The organism is Amycolatopsis sp. NPDC114504 (assembly GCF_055633595.1).
The window spans coordinates 538,986-554,131 of record NZ_JBVKDU010000004.1 but is presented as its reverse complement, the minus strand read 5'-3'; the positions used below and the strand labels follow the sequence as shown (position 1 = coordinate 554,131).

At 70.4% G+C, this 15,146-nt stretch carries 11 protein-coding genes; 9 read left to right on the top strand and 2 right to left on the bottom strand.

The window, feature by feature from the left end:
- Positions 1–4 precede the first annotated feature (4 nt).
- The 7 genes from ACZ7PG_RS32255 (at position 5) to ACZ7PG_RS32225 (ending at position 10,942) form a co-directional block, all read left to right on the top strand.
- Positions 5–1,060 carry a substrate-binding domain-containing protein gene (locus ACZ7PG_RS32255; RefSeq protein ID WP_470242906.1) on the top strand — a complete coding sequence of 352 codons (1,056 nt, stop codon included), beginning with the start codon at positions 5–7 and terminating at the stop codon, positions 1,058–1,060.
- Between the two features lie 32 nt (positions 1,061–1,092).
- Positions 1,093–2,241, top strand: coding sequence for a Gfo/Idh/MocA family protein (locus ACZ7PG_RS32250; protein WP_470242905.1), 1,149 nt, complete (start codon positions 1,093–1,095; stop codon positions 2,239–2,241).
- Positions 2,238–3,242, top strand: coding sequence for a sugar phosphate isomerase/epimerase family protein (locus ACZ7PG_RS32245; RefSeq protein WP_470242904.1), 1,005 nt, complete (start codon positions 2,238–2,240; stop codon positions 3,240–3,242). Before ACZ7PG_RS32250 ends, ACZ7PG_RS32245 begins: the two co-directional genes overlap by 4 nt.
- A 9-nt stretch (positions 3,243–3,251) precedes the next feature.
- Complete coding sequence (locus ACZ7PG_RS32240) at positions 3,252–4,106, top strand: TIM barrel protein (RefSeq protein ID WP_470242903.1); 855 nt, start codon at positions 3,252–3,254, stop codon at positions 4,104–4,106.
- A 17-nt stretch (positions 4,107–4,123) separates the two neighbouring features.
- A complete protein-coding gene (locus ACZ7PG_RS32235; protein ID WP_470242902.1) occupies positions 4,124–5,104 on the top strand; it encodes a multicopper oxidase domain-containing protein in 981 nt (326 codons plus the stop codon).
- Between the two features lie 10 nt (positions 5,105–5,114).
- Positions 5,115–9,059 (top strand): ThuA domain-containing protein, encoded by a 3,945-nt coding sequence (locus tag ACZ7PG_RS32230; protein WP_470242901.1) that lies wholly within the window; start codon positions 5,115–5,117, stop codon positions 9,057–9,059.
- An 83-nt stretch (positions 9,060–9,142) separates the two neighbouring features.
- Entirely contained in the window at positions 9,143–10,942 is a 1,800-nt protein-coding gene (locus ACZ7PG_RS32225) for a cupredoxin domain-containing protein (RefSeq protein ID WP_470243654.1), read from the top strand.
- A 73-nt stretch (positions 10,943–11,015) separates the two neighbouring features.
- On the opposite strand, the gene ACZ7PG_RS32220 is transcribed toward ACZ7PG_RS32225, so the two are convergent.
- Positions 11,016–11,549, bottom strand: a complete 534-nt coding sequence (locus ACZ7PG_RS32220; protein WP_470242900.1) for a TetR/AcrR family transcriptional regulator C-terminal domain-containing protein — start codon at positions 11,547–11,549, stop codon at positions 11,016–11,018.
- A 90-nt stretch (positions 11,550–11,639) separates the two neighbouring features.
- Between ACZ7PG_RS32220 and ACZ7PG_RS32215 the strand changes: the two genes are divergently transcribed.
- On the top strand, positions 11,640–12,761 hold the full coding sequence (locus ACZ7PG_RS32215) for an FAD-dependent oxidoreductase (RefSeq protein ID WP_470242899.1): 1,122 nt from the start codon (positions 11,640–11,642) through the stop codon (positions 12,759–12,761).
- Positions 12,758–13,579, top strand: a complete 822-nt coding sequence (locus tag ACZ7PG_RS32210; protein WP_470242898.1) for an alpha/beta fold hydrolase — start codon at positions 12,758–12,760, stop codon at positions 13,577–13,579. Before ACZ7PG_RS32215 ends, ACZ7PG_RS32210 begins: the two co-directional genes overlap by 4 nt.
- On the opposite strand, the gene ACZ7PG_RS32205 is transcribed toward ACZ7PG_RS32210, so the two are convergent.
- Entirely contained in the window at positions 13,576–15,144 is a 1,569-nt protein-coding gene (locus ACZ7PG_RS32205; RefSeq protein WP_470242897.1) for a hypothetical protein, read from the bottom strand. The two genes, ACZ7PG_RS32210 and ACZ7PG_RS32205, sit on opposite strands and share 4 nt — an antisense overlap.
- Between the last annotated feature and the right edge of the window lie 2 nt (positions 15,145–15,146).

The following is a 15,146-nucleotide window of genomic DNA, read 5'->3' as shown; positions in this document are numbered from 1 at the left end:
CATCATGGCCGAACAACCCTTCCTCGGCCGCCGGGGATTCCTGCTGGGCGGGGCCGCCGTCGGCGCCGGCGCGCTGCTGGCCGGCTGCACGTCGAACACACCGGCGGCGTCGGAGTCCAACGCTCCGGTCGCCAACGCGGGGGACAACGCCCAGCCCGGGAAGCCGGTCACGATCGGCTTCTCCGCGCCGGCCGCCGACCACGGCTGGATCGCGGCGATCACCAAGAACGCCAAGGCCCAGGCGCAGAAGTTCACCGAGGTGAAGTTCAACGCCACCGAGGGCACCAACGACGTCAACCAGCAGATCTCCCAGGTGGAGACGCTGATCAACGCCAAGGTCGACGTGCTCGTCATCCTGCCCTTCGACGGCAAGGCACTCACCTCGGTCGGGCAGCAGGCGATGGACGCGGGCATCCCGGTGATCAACCTGGACCGCGTCTTCGACACGCCGCTCGCGTACCGAACCTGGATCGGCGGCGACAACTACCGGATGGGCGTCAACGCCGGCAACTACATCGCGCAGCAGCTGAAGGCCAAGAACGTCGCGAACCCGATCATCGGCGAGGTCGCCGGGATCGACTCGCTGCCGCTGACCCAGGAACGCAGCAAGGGCTTCTCGGACGCGCTCGGGCGCGCCGGGTTCAAGGTCGGCCCGCGGGTCTCGGCGCAGTTCACCTCGGAGTCCGGTGAGCAGCAGACGGCGAACCTGCTCCAGGGCGCGCCCAAGCTGGACGCCCTGTGGAACCACGACGACGACCAGGGCATCGGCGTCAACGCGGCCATAGACACCGCGGGCCGCAAGGAGTTCCTCATGGTCGGCGGCGCCGGCTCGAAGAACATGATGAACCTGATCAAGGCCGACAGCTCGCCGATCAAGGCGACCGTGCTCTACAGCCCGTCGATGGCTTCGACGGCGATCGCGCTCGCGCGCCTGCTCGGGCAGAAGAAGGGCATCGGCGACCTCGCCGAGCACGACATCCCGGCCGAGATCACGACGTACTCCGCGGTCGTCACCAAGGAGAACGTCGACCAGTACCTGGACGTCGGCTTCGACTCCTGATCGGTCCATACCAACGAAACCAGAGGAGGGGTATGTCCGCGGCACGGGCAACGATCGGGATCGGCATGGTGGGCCACGCGTTCATGGGTGCGGTGCACTCCCACGCGTGGCGCAGCGTCCACCGGTTCTTCGACCCACCGCTGGTCCCGAGGCTCGCCGTGCTCGCCGGCCGCGACGAGACCCGGGCCACGGCGGCGGCGCAGCGGTTCGGCTGGGAAGCCGTCGAGACCGACTGGCGGAAGCTGATCGCCCGCGACGACGTCGACCTGGTCGACATCTGCACGCCGGGCGACACCCACGCCGAGATCGCGATCGCCGCGCTGGAGGCCGGGAAGCACGTGCTGTGCGAAAAGCCCCTGGCCAACTCGGTCGCGGAGGCCGAAGCGATGGCCGAGGCCGCGCGGCGGGCCCGTGACCGCGGGGTACGGGCCATGGTCGCGTTCAACTACCGCCGGGTGCCCGCCCTCGCGCACGCCAGGAAGCTGGTCGAAGGCGGGGCGCTCGGCGAGATCCGGCACGTGCGGTCGGTCTACCTGCAGGACTGGCTCTCCGATCCGCGGTCGCCGATGACCTGGCGGCTGCGGAAGGAGACCGCCGGCTCGGGCGCGCTGGGCGACCTCGGCGCGCACATCGTCGACGCCGCGCAGTTCGTCACCGGCGAGGTGGTCACCGGCGTCTCGGCGCTGACGAACACCTTCGTGAAGCAGCGGCCGGGCGAAAACGGCGGGACGGACGACGTGACGGTCGACGACACCGCGTTGTTCTTGGCACGGCTTTCCGGGGGAGCCGTGGCGAGCTTCGAGGCGACCCGGTTCGCGCTGGGCCGCAAGAACGCGATGCGGCTCGAGGTCAACGGGTCGAAGGCGAGCCTCGCGTTCGACTTCGAGTCGATGAACGAGCTCCAGTGGTACGAGGGGACCGGCACCGAAGCCGGGTTCCGGCGCATCCTCGTCACCGAACCGGACCACCCGTACGTCGGGGTGTGGTGGCCGCCGGGTCACCTGCTCGGCTACGAGCACACGTTCACCAACGAGGTCGCCGACCTCCTGGAAGCCATCGGCGCGGGCACCGATCCGGCGCCGGGCTTCGACGACGGCCTGCGCGTCCAGCGCGTGCTGGCCGCGGTCGAGGAAAGCGCTGCCGGAGAAGCGAAGTGGACCGCGGTGGAGGGAACGAAATGAGCCGTCCGGTCACGCTGTTCACCGGCCAGTGGGCGGACCTGCCGTTCACCGAAGTCTGCAAGCTCGCGGCGGAATGGGGGTACGACGGGCTCGAGATCGCCTGCTCCGGCGACCACTTCGAAGTCGACCGCGCACTGTCCGAAGAGGACTACGTGCCGGGGCGGCTGGCGCTGCTCGCCGAGCACGGCCTCAAGGTGTGGGCGATTTCGAACCACCTCGTCGGCCAAGCCGTCTGCGACGACCCGATCGACGACCGCCACCAAGCCATTCTCCCGCAGCGGGTGTGGGGCGACGGTGAACCCGAAGGCGTCCGGCAGCGGGCCGCGGCCGAGATGGCCGACACCGCGCGGGCGGCGGCGAAGCTCGGCGTGGACACGGTCATCGGCTTCACCGGGTCGAAGATCTGGAAGTACGTGGCGATGTTCCCGCCGGTCGGGCGCGATGTCATCGATGACGGTTACGCGGACTTCGCCCGCCGCTGGAACCCGATCCTCGACGTCTTCGACGAGGTGGGCGTCCGGTTCGCGCACGAGGTGCACCCGTCGGAGATCGCGTACGACTACTGGACGACCCGGCGCGCGCTGGACGCCGTCGGCAGCCGGCCCGCGTTCGGGCTGAACTGGGACCCGTCGCACTTCGTGTGGCAGGACCTCGACCCGGTCGGGTTCATCCTCGACTTCGCCGACCGGATCTACCACGTCGACTGCAAGGACACCCGCAAGCGCCTCGACGGCCGCAACGGACGGCTCGGCTCGCACCTGGCCTGGGCCGATCCGCGCCGGGGCTGGGACTTCGTGTCCGTCGGCCACGGCGACGTCCCGTGGGAGGACTGCTTCCGGGCGCTGAACTCGATCGGCTACGCCGGTCCCGTCTCGGTGGAGTGGGAAGACGCCGGGATGGACCGCCTCCGCGGCGCGGCGGAGGCGGTGAAGTACCTGCGCGAGCACCTGTTCGACCAGCCGTCGGCGGCTTTCGACGCGGCTTTCAGCAACCAGAGATGAGGGAGTTCCATGTGCGGTGACTTGCCAGAACAGCACTCCCGAAGGACGTTCCTGAACGTGGCGACAGCGGCGCTCACGGTGGGGGCGGCGGCGGTGGCCCTCCCCGGCTCCGCGAGCGCCTCTTCGGCCCGGCAGCGGGTCCCGGTCGACAAGATCAGCATCCAGCTCTACTCCCTGCGTTCCCTGCTGCAGAACGACCCCGAAGGCACGCTCTCCGCGCTGGCCGACATCGGGTACCGCAAGGTCGAGCTGGCCGGGACGTACGGCCGCAGCGCCACCGAGTTCCGCGCCATCCTCGACCGCAACCACATCAAGGCCACCTCGACGCACGTCGGCATCGACGGCGACCTGAACCAGGTCATCGCCGACGCGAAGGTCCTCGGCAACCGCTCCGTCGTGGTGCCGTACGCGAACTTCGGCACCATCGCCGAGTGGGAGGCCTTCGCGGGCCGGATGAACACCGCCGCGGTCGCCTTCAAGAAGGCCGGGCTCGCGCTCGGCTACCACAACCACGACCACGAGTTCCACCCGATCGACGGCGTCCTCCCGTACGACGTGCTCACCGCGAAGACGAACAAGCGGGACGTCCACCTGGAGATCGACCTCTTCTGGGCGGTCAACGGCGGCGCGGACCCGGTCGAGCTGTTCCGGCGCAACTACCCGCGCGTGACGCAGTACCACGTGAAGGACCGGACCGCGGACGGCCAGATGGTCGACCCGGGCGCGGGGGTCATCAACTTCCCGCGCATCTTCGCCGCGTCCTGCCACAACATCGGCGAGTACATCGTCGAGCACGACCAGCCGGCCGACCCGTTGGGCACCGCCAAGGTCGGCTTCGAGTACCTCCGCACCGTTCGGTTCTGACCCCCGGGGGAAAGCACATGCGAGTGTCACGTCGGTCGATGCTGGCCGGAACCGCCGCGGGGGTGCTCGTGCCCGCCATCGGCGTCGGCGCCGATTCGGCGTCGGCGGCGGGTCTGACCCGCAGGATCACGATCTACGCGGAAGCGCTTCCCGGCGGCCTCTACGGCTACGGCCTGGAGCCGGGCAAAGCGACGATCCCCGGACCGCTGCTGGAGATCTACGAGGCCGACACCCTCGAGATCGAACTGGTCAACACGACCGACCAGCGGCTGTCGATCCACCCGCACGGAGTCATCTACGACACCGAGTCCGACGGCGCCCCGCTCAACGCGTCGTTCAACAACCCGCACGAGACGCGGACCTACACCTGGAAGACGCGGACCCGGTACGAGGCGAGCGGCGGGTTCTGGATGCCCGGCAGCGCCGGCTACTGGCACTACCACGACCACGCGATGGGCACCGACCACGGCACCGGCGGCCTCGCCCGCGGGCTCTACGGCGGGCTGATCGTGCGCAAGCGCGGCGATCTGCTGCCCAGCAAGCAGTACACCGTCGTGTTCAACGAGATGATGATCAACCACGAGATGGCGCCCGACACCCCGATGTTCGAGGCGCGGCTCGGCGAGCGCGTCGAATGGATCTGCGTCGGGTACGGCAGCCTGCCGCACACGTTCCACCTGCACGGGCACCGCTGGGCCGACACCCGCACCGGGATGCTGAGCAGTGCCACCGACAACGCCCAGATCGTCGACAACAAGAACCTCGACCCGGGCAGCTCGTTCGGCTTCCAGGTGATCGCCGGCGAGGGGGTCGGGCCGGGGGTGTGGATGTACCACTGCCACGTCCAGACCCACTCCGACGGCGGCATGGTGGGCCTCTTCCTGGTCCGCGACCCCGACGGCGGGCTGCCGGCCGGGGCGCAGGACGCGATCGACCGCTTCAAGATGCACGGCCATTCCGGGCACGAGACGAATCCCGACGCCCACACGCATTCTTAGGAGGGGAGCCATGAAACGACGATGGTTCGGCAGGCGCGGGGCGCTCGTGCTCGCCATCGGGGCGGTCCTCGCGGCCGGGGCCCCGCTGATCACGATGCCGGTGGCCCAGGCGGCCCCGGCGGTGAACGTCCCGGTGAACGTGCTGGTCTTCCACGGCGCGGCCGGCGACCAGAAGGACCCGGTGCTGCGCGCGGCGGACGCGATCGCGCGGCTCGGGTCGGACAACGGCATCACGGTGACGGCGTCGTCCGACCCCGCCGTGTTCAGCACGGCGAACCTCGCCCGGTACCGCGGCGTGGTGTTCCTGTCCGCGCAGGGTGTGACGCTCGCGCGTGAGCAGGAAGCCGCGCTGCAGGCCTACATGAAGGCCGGCGGCGGGTTCCTCGGCATCTCCGACGCGGCTCGCGCACAGGACTCGTCCCAGTGGTTCACCGGCTTGATCGGCGCACGCCCGGTCGGCGCGCGCCCGACGCCCGAAGCGGTGGCGTCGGTGACCGCGAGCGCGGAGAACCCGCCGAACGAGACCAAGGAGAAACTGGCCGACAACAACGAGAACACCAAGTGGCTGACGTTCGCGACGACCGGCTGGGCGGCCTACAAGATGGCCACCCCGGTCGCGGTCAGCAGCTACTCGCTGGTCTCGGCGAACGACTTCCCCGGCCGCGACCCGAAGAACTGGACCCTCCAGGGTTCGGCGGACGGCGCCACCTGGACCGACCTGGACACGCGCACGAACGAGGTGTTCACCGACCGGTTCCAGACCCGGACGTTCACCTTCGCCAACACGACGGTGTACCCGAACTACCGGCTGAACATCACCGCGAACTCGGGTGAGCCGCTGATCCAGCTCGCCGACCTCAAGCTGTTCAAGGACACCTCGACCACCCCGCCGCCGCCCGAACCGGCACCGCAGCAGGCCGTCGTCGACGTCCTCGACGCCCAGCACCCGGCCACCGCCGGGCTGCCGCAGAACTGGACGCGGACCGACCGGTGGCTCAACTGGGAGTCGAACCCGGTGGGCACCGTCCACACCGTCGCGCAGGTCGAGGAGAAGGGCTACAACCCGGGCGTCGGCGCCAACGGCGCGTTCCACCCGATCTCGTGGTGCCGTGACTACGACGGCGGCCGCTCCTTCTACACCGGCATGGGCCGCACCGACGCCTCCTACGGCGAAGACCAGTTCCGCAAGCACCTGCTCGGCGCGCTGCGCTGGACGACCGGCATGGTCCGCGGCGACTGCCAGGCCGGCATCGCCGCGAACTACAAGATCGAGCGGCTGACCGGCAAGAACGCGGCCGGGCAGCTCGACCAGATCGGCGAGCCGCACGGGCTCACCATCGCCCCGGACGGCAAGGTGTTCTACATCGGCAAGGCGGCCTGCCCGACCGGGCCGATCGTCAGCTGGGACGACCCGAACGTCGGCCTCGGCTGCGGCACGGTCCACCAGTGGGACCCGGCCACCAAGAAGGTCAAGCTGCTCACGACCCTGCCGGTGATGGGCAACCGCGGCAGCGGTGACGAGCTCGTCAAGAACGAAGAGGGCCTGCTCGGCCTGACGCTCGACCCGAAGTTCACCGAGAACGGCTTCATGTACGCCTACTGGATGCCGCACGCGTCCATCGACCGCGACAAGCGGATCGGCAAGCGCACGATCTCGCGGTTCACCTACAACGCCACCGCGCAGACGCTCGACCAGGCCACGCGCAAGGACCTGCTGTCCTGGGACGTGCAGATCCACAGCTGCTGCCACGCCGGTGGCGGCATGGCGTTCGACAAGGACGGCAACCTCTACGTCGGCTCCGGGGACAACAACTCCTCGGGCGGCTCGAACGGGTACTCGGGCAACAACTGGACGCTCGACTACAAGGGCCTCTCGTTCCAGGACGCGCGCCGCACGGCGGGCAACACGAACGACCTCGGCGGCAAGATCCTGCGCATCCACCCGGAGGCGAACGGGACGTACACGATCCCGCAGGGCAACCTCTTCCCGAACGGGCCCGCGGACAAGACGCGCCCGGAGATCTACGTGATGGGCGTCCGCAACATCTCGCGGCTGCAGATCGACCCCGTGCACAACTGGATGACCGCGGGCTGGGTCGGCCCCGACGCCTCGTCGCCGAGCCCGGAGCTCGGCCCGGCGAAGTACGAGACGGCGACGATCATCACCGAGGCGGGCAACCACGGCTGGCCGTACTGCATGGGCAACCGGCAGCCCTACCGCGACCGCAGCAGCACGAACGCCGCGGAGCTGACCGGCTGGTACGACTGCGACAACCCGGTCAACACCTCGCCGCGCAACACCGGTCTGGTGAACCTGCCGCCGATCAAGGACAACATGATCTGGTACTCGCCCGACGGCGGCGGCCCGGTCTTCCCGAAGCGGCCGGGCTCGTCCATTCCGACGTACAACGCGGCGGACGCCACCTACACCCAGCCGTACCTGCGGGGCGGCGGCCAGGCGATCATGTCCGGGCCGACGTACCACCGTTCGCTGGTCAACACGAACAGCGGCGTCGCGTGGCCGGCGTACTGGGACAACAAGTGGTTCATCGGCGACGAGTCCAACTCGCAGAACCGCGTCGCGGTGACCGTCGACCCGGCGGGCGTGCCGACGCACCAGCCGCCGGTGTTCGCCGAGACGTTCCGGCAGATCATCCCCGGCGGCGCGGGGGACACCAAGGTGCAGAGCTGGATGGACGCCAAGTTCGGGCCGGACGGCGCGCTGTACGTGCTCGACTACGGCAACGGGTTCTTCTCCCTGGACCAGAACCAGAAGCTGCTGAAGATCAGCTACACCGGCGGCGCGCCGACTCCCGCGCCGGCGGCGTCGTCGGTGCTGGTGCAGAACAAGGCGCTGACGGCGGCGTTCACCGGGTCGAAGTCCGGCGGCGTCTCCTACCGCTGGGAGTTCGGCGACGGCTCGGTGTCCACCCAGGCCGACCCGCGGCACACCTACCCGCGGACCGGGATCTTCACCGCCAAGCTGACCGTGACCTACGCGAACGGCGAGGCGGTGACCACGCGGACCGCGGTGAACGTCGGGTGCGTCGTGGCCGATCCGAGTCCGGTGGTGACCCTCGGCGACCAGATCACCAAGGTGCCGAACCGCAACGCGGGCGGCGGGTGCTCGGTGGACGACTTCATCGACGACGAAAGCACGTGGAGCACGCACGCGGCCTTCGCCAACCACGTCGAACAGGCCACCGAGACGCTCACGGACATCGGCGTCATCAACGACGACGAGTCGGCCGAGCTGAACGCCGCGGCCGAGGCGTCGCCGATCGGGAAGCCGGGCACCACCGGCTACGACGCGATCTTCGACGGCACGGCGGCGTCGCTGCGCGGCTGGGAACAGGCGCCTTCCGGGCAGTTCACCCTCCAACCCGACGGGTCGATCCGGTCGGCCGGCGGGCTGGGCATGCTCTGGTACGCCCAGCGGCAGTTCACCGACTTCTCGGTGAAGGTGCAGTTCAAGGACATCGCCCCGGACCCGAACCGGGCCAACAGCGGCGTCTTCGTCCGGTTCCCGGATCCGCGGACACCCCTGGCCCAGCGGCCGCCGGGCAGCTGCGGCACGGTCGGGTCGGCGCGGGACTCGCAGGCGTGGGTCGCGATCTACTGCGGTCACGAGATCCAGATCTACGACGGCGACTCCGGCGAACCGCAGAAGACCGGGTCGGTCTACAACTTCGACCCGCGCCCGCTCGACCAGGCGGGTGCCCGGCCGAAGGGCACGTGGAACGAGTATGAGATCAAGGTCGTCGGGCAGCACTACACGATGATCCGCAACGGCGTGGTGATCAACGAGTTCGACAACACGCCGGGTCAGCAGTCCTCGCGCGCCGGGGACCCGCCGACCGACCTGCGGCAGTTCGTCAGCGGGTTCATCGGGCTGCAGAACCACAGTGACAACGACCTGATCGAGTTCCGCAATATCCGGGTGCGGCAGCTGTAGCGCGATGGGGGCCGGGCACGCGCCCGGCCCCCATCCCTCACAGGAAGGTTCCTCCGGCGATGTCCCCTCCACGCTTGATCACAGTGCTGCTGGCCGGGTTGCTGGCCTTGTCCGGGCTGGCCACGCCCGCGGTGGCGGCGCCGGTCCAGACGCTGACCTGGACCGCGAACAACAGCACCACCGAATACGCGTCCGCGCCCACCGGGGCGCTGCCCGGCGAAACCACGATCGTCTTCGAGAACAGCGAAGCCACCGGCAACACGACGGGGATGTCGCACACCCTGACGTTCGACACGTCGACGCCGGGCTACAACCACGACGTCTCGCTGAACGTCCTGGCCAACCCGTTCGACCCGCAGAACGGCCGGCACGAGGCGGTCGTGACGCTCACCCCCGGCAAGTACCGCTACTTCTGCACGATCCCCGGCCACACGACGATGGTCGGCGAGTTCGTCGTGTCCGACGGTACCGGCGACACGACCCCGCCGACCGTGACGGCCGCGGTGGCGGGGGACAAGGATCCGTCCGGCAACTACATCGAGTCGGCCACGGTTTCCCTGTCCGCGACGGACGCGGGCTCCGGCGTGGCCTCGGTCGAGTACCAGCTCGACGGCGGGACCTGGACCCCCTACGCGGCGCCGGTCGTGGTGTCCGCCGTGGGCATGCACATGCTCCATTACCGTGCCACCGACGTCGCCGGGAACGCGTCCGAAGAGGGCATGGAGCACTTCACGATCGTCGAAGGGCAGGGGGACACGACCCCGCCCACGGTGACCGCGGCGATCAGCGGTACGCAGGACTCCTCGGGCAGCTACGTCGACGTCGCCACGGTCAAGCTGACCGCGACCGACGCCGACTCGACGGTGGCTTCGGTCGAGTACCAGCTGGACGGCGGGGCGTGGACCGCCTACACCGCACCGGTCGCGGTGACCGGGGCGGGCGAGCACATGGTCCACTTCCGGGCGACCGACGCCGCCGGGAACACGTCACCGGAGGGCATGTCCCACTTCACCGTGGTGAAGAGCGACACGACCCCGCCGATCGTCACGGCTTCGGTGGCCGGCACGAAGGACGACGCCGGCAGCTACGTCGGCAAGGCGACCGTCACGGTCGTGGCGTCGGACACCGGGTCCGGGGTCGCCGCGGTCGAGTACCAGGTGGACGGCGGCGCGTGGACCGCTTACACGGCCCCGGTGGCGGTTACCGCCCCCGGCGCGCACACGGTGGGCTACCGCGCTCGTGACGTCGCGGGGAACTCGTCCGCCGCGGGGAGCGTGTCGTTCACGGTGGTGGCCGGCGGCGACACGACGGCACCGGTGCTGACGATGATGGTGGGCGGCAACCAGGGCGGCGACTGGTCGTACATCGGCCGGGCGACGGTGACGGTGACCGCCAGCGACGCCGAGTCCGGTGTGGACTCGGTCGAGTACAAACTGGACAGTGGAGCGTGGACCCGGTACACCGCCCCGGTGGTGGTGACCGCACTCGGTACGCACACGGTGCGTTCCCGGGCCACGGACGTCGCCGGCAACGTCGCGCCGGAGGTGTCCGGCACCTTCACGGTGGTCGCGACCCCGCCGCCACCGGACGCCTGCCCGGACTCGGACCTCCGCGAGACGGTGGTGATCGGCGAGGTCGACAGCCAGGTGGAGAACATCGACATCGGCAACGGCTGCACGCTCAACGACGTCATCGACGCGGACGCGGAGTACGCGTCGCACGACCGGTTCGTCAAGCACGTGAAGGCGGTGACGCAGGAACTGGTCGGCAACGGAGTGCTGTCGAGCGGGGACCGCAACCGCGTCGTGACGGCGGCGATCGAGTCCGACATCGGCGGCTCCGCTGCCGCCGACCGCGGCCGAGATGTGAAGAAGGCGCTCTAGCACCAGGAGCTGCTCGGCCGGGCGCCTTCCTCTCGGATGTCGAGAGGAAGGCGCCCTTCGTCGTCGACCGGGGTCACGACGGCAGGGAACCCCGGATACCGGCCATGATCAGCTCGAGCCCGCACTCGAACGCCCGGTCCCGCTCCTCCCGCGGCCACCCGGTCTTCCGTGCCTGCTCCTCGATCGTGAAACCGTTGGCGTAGGCCAGAACGGTGTCCACCGCGACCGTCGCCGTCCCGACCGGCACACCCGCGCCGGCCAACGCGCCGATCAGGTACGAGAACGCCGCGATCGCCTCGTCGCCCGGGTGGTGGAAGCCCGAGATCAGCCGGGCGCCGTCGCGGTGGGCCAGCATCACCTCGCGCAGGCCCGATGCCGCGCCGCGCAACGCCTCCTCCCAGGACCCTCCGGGTGGCGTGGCGCCGGAGCTCACCAGGTGCGCGACCATCGCGTCGAGCAGGGCCTGCTTGCTCGGGTAGTGCCGGTACAGGGCACTCGCGCGCACCCCGAGCCGGCTCGCCAGGAGCCGCATCGTGAGGGCGTCCAGGCCGGCCTCGTCGAGCAGCTCGATGGCCGCCTGCAGTACCTCGGTGCGTCGCTGCCCCACGAAAGTCCTCCAAAATCCGGGCTTGACAGTACCGCCCCGGCTACGTGAACAATGTACACGTGAACGTTGTTCACCTGGAGATGGGGGATCATGATGACAAGAGTTCTGGTGATCGGCGCCGGGCTGGGCGGGCTGACCCTCGCGCACGCCCTGGTCCGCGCGGGCCTCGACGTCCGCGTGTTCGAGGCCGACGACGGGACCGGCGAACGCACCCAGGGCTACCGGATCGCCCTGGCGCCGCCGGCGATGGACGCCCTGCGCGCGAGCTTGCCGCCGCGGCTCTACGCGCTCGCCGAGGCCGCCAGCGGCAGCCTGACCGGGCCGGGGCTGCTCTTCGACGAGCAGCTCACGTTGCTCGGCAGCGACCTGCCCGGCCCGGAGACGTCGAGAGCGTTCGACCGGCAGGTGCTGCGGCAGATCCTGCTCGGCGAGCTGGGCGACCGCGTCACCTTCAAGAAACGGCTCAAGAGCTTCACCGACGCCGACACCGTCACCGCCTTCTTCTCCGACGGGACCAGCGCCACGGGTGACGTCCTGGTCGGCGCCGACGGCGGCAGCTCCGCGGTGCGCCGCCGGCTGGTGCCCGAGGTCGGGCTCGTCGACGCCGACCTCTGCGGAGCGATGGGACGCACGCCCATCACCGAGCGCTTCCGCCGGCTCGTCCCCGGCCGCGGCACGATGGTCAAGGGACCTGAGATCACGTTGATGCTGGGCCGGATGGAGTTCGATCGCGAGCCCTCCGCGGCGGCCGCCGAACTCGTTCCCGGGCTGCCCATGCCGCACCGGGAAAGCTATGTGCGGTGGGTCCTGCTCGTCCCGCCGGCCACCCCGCCGACCGGGGAGGACGCCCGCGAACTGGTACTGGAGCTGATCGACGGCTGGCACCCCGACCTCCTCGACCTGATCAAGAGCGCCGACCTGAGCAGCGTCGGCCGCTCGAAGGTCTTCGACCGGCCGATGCCGCCCTGGCCGGTGAGCCGCGTGACGCTGCTGGGCGATGCCGCGCACCAGACGCTGGCCAGCGGCGGCAACGGCGCCATGACCGCGATGCAGGATGCCCTGCAGCTGAGCGCACTGCTGGCCGGGGGAGGGAACCTGCACGAAGCTCTTCGGGACTACCAGCACGACCTGCTGGCCCGCGGGAACGCGGCGGTGGAGGCCGGCAAGCAGGCCCTGCGCAGGTTCGTCCCGGTCGCGGGGGAGGCGCGATGAACGACCAAGTCGTTTCGGCCGACGGCACCACGATCGGCTACCGCACCCTCGGCGACGGTCCCGCGGTGATCCTCCTCCACGGCGGAATGCTGGCGTCGCCGGACTTCTCGAAGCTGGCCGACGCGCTGGCGGGGGAGTTCACCGTCCACGTGCCCGACCGGCGCGGCCGCGGGCTGAGCGGTCCACACGGCGCCGGCTCCCGTGTCGAGCGGGAGGTCGAAGACCTGCGAGCGCTCCTCACCGCGACCGGGGCGTCGCGAGTCTTCGGTCTGAGCTCGGGTGCGCTGGTCGCCCTGCGCACGGCCTTGGTCACGCCGGCCCTGGACCGGATCGCGCTGTACGAGCCGCCGCTGTCGATCGACGGGTCGGTGCCGACGGGCTGGCTGGCGCGCTTCGACCGGGAGATCGCCGACGGCAAGACGTCGGCCGCACTGGTCACGGGCATGAAGGGGCTCGCCACGGAACCGTCGCTGTTCAGCCGGGTTCCCCGCTTCGCCCTGGTGCCCGCCCTGTCGGTCGGCGCGCGGCTGCAGGGCAGCGGGTCACCGATCGCCGCGCTCATCCCGACGCTGCACTACGACATCGAGCTGATCGACGAGGTGGCCGACACGGTCATGGACTACGCGAAGCTCGAGACACGGGTGTTGCTCCTCGGCGGCACCAAGAGCGCGGACTACCTGGGCCGAGCCCTGCGGAAACTCGCCGAGGTACTCCCGCACGCGCAAAGCCGTACGTTGCCGGGACTCGGCCATTCGGGGCCGGAGAACGACGGCGCGCCGCTCGTCGTGGCGCGGGAGCTAAGCGCGTTCTTCGGCTAGGAATACGTCCAGTGGCCCAGCCAGGACTCGCGCCAGGCCACGGTCAGCTCGCTCACCCCGTCCACACCGGACTGGTCCACGTGGGCCTTCCACGCCTCCTCCAGCGCCGCGCACAGCTTGGACGCGGGCAGCTCGGCGCCGCCCGAGGAGAACTGGCGCAGGACCGACTTCGGCACCGCCAGCTTCGCCTTGCCCCGCACCACGGACTGCTCGGTCGCGCGGCAGATCAGGTACTCGACGGTGGCGAGGTCGCCCGCCGAGCCCGTGGTGCCCGGGGACACCGAGGGCGCCACCTGGGCCAGCGCGCGGTAGAGGCAGTCCAGCGGGGCGGCCAGCCCCCGGTGCTGGCGGGCGATCTCCCACGACACCCACACCGCCATGCAGTCGGGCATCTGGTATGGGCGGTTGACGAACGCGGGACCGGTGAACGTCTGGTAGTCGCCGGTCGGGTCCTTGGCCGCCGGGCCCGGGCCGTCGGGGTCGGGCGGCAGGCCGAGGCGCTTGAACAGCTCGCGCAGCAGCTTCTGCGGCCGGGCCGGGGTCGTGGACTCGCCGAGCAGCTTGCCGAGGATGCGGTTCAGCCGGTCCGCGGCCACGCCGTGGATCGCCAGCTGCAGGTGGACGAACGCGACGTCCGACAGCGTCGTCGCCGCGCAGCCGACCACCCCCACCTGGGGGTAGCGCTGCAGGAAGGAGGCGATCGCGTTCGTCGAGCCGACCCGCGCCGGCCCGACGAACGTCACCGGCAGGACCGCGCCGATCCGCTGGCGTGACCGCAGGTCACCGCGGTACAGCGGGGAGAACTCGCCGTCGGCGTGGTAGACCTCGAACCAGTTGCCCTGCCGGTGCCCCGGCCGCGTGTCGGCCAGCCAGAAGCTGTAGCCGTGCTTCTCGCACAGCTCCCGGAACCGGTCGGCCAGCTCGAACCGCGCGGCCGCGGACGCGTCCCGCAGCGCGATCGCGAACCGGATCGCCAGCGACGCGCACGGCGACGCGACCTCCTTGCGGGTGCGGAGGTCGTGGTTGCGGGTCTTGACGACCGTCGGCAGCTGGGCCGGGCACTGCAGCGAGAGCAGCGGCGCGTCGATGAGCGAGGACGCGGCGTCGGAGATCTCCCGCACCAGGTCGCGGATGGCCAGGCCGTGCCACTCGCACACCTCGCGCGCCGCCGGGTCGATCGCGATCAGGCCCTCGAACCGCTGGGCGGACTCGTAGATGAACGTCGGGTTGGGGGACGTCGTCTGGCGGAACACCCAGCCGCCCGCGTTCTGCTGCGGGCGTTCGGCCGGCTGCTGGCCGTCGACGCGCTCGACCACCTCGGTGCCGTCCAGCGGCTTGCGGGTGCGGGTGCCGATCACGACGCCGGCGCCGTTCGTGGCCGAGCACAGCGTCTCCAGGAAGACCGTGCTCTCGGAGTCCGCGGAGACGAGCTCGCGCAGATAGCCGTGGCGGGCCATCGCGTGGTGCACCTCGAAGTCCACTTTGGTCACCGGCTGCCGGGCGATCTCGAAGCCGGCCCGGGCCAGGTCGGCCACGTTCCGCACGGAGATCCGCTGGCCGCGCATCC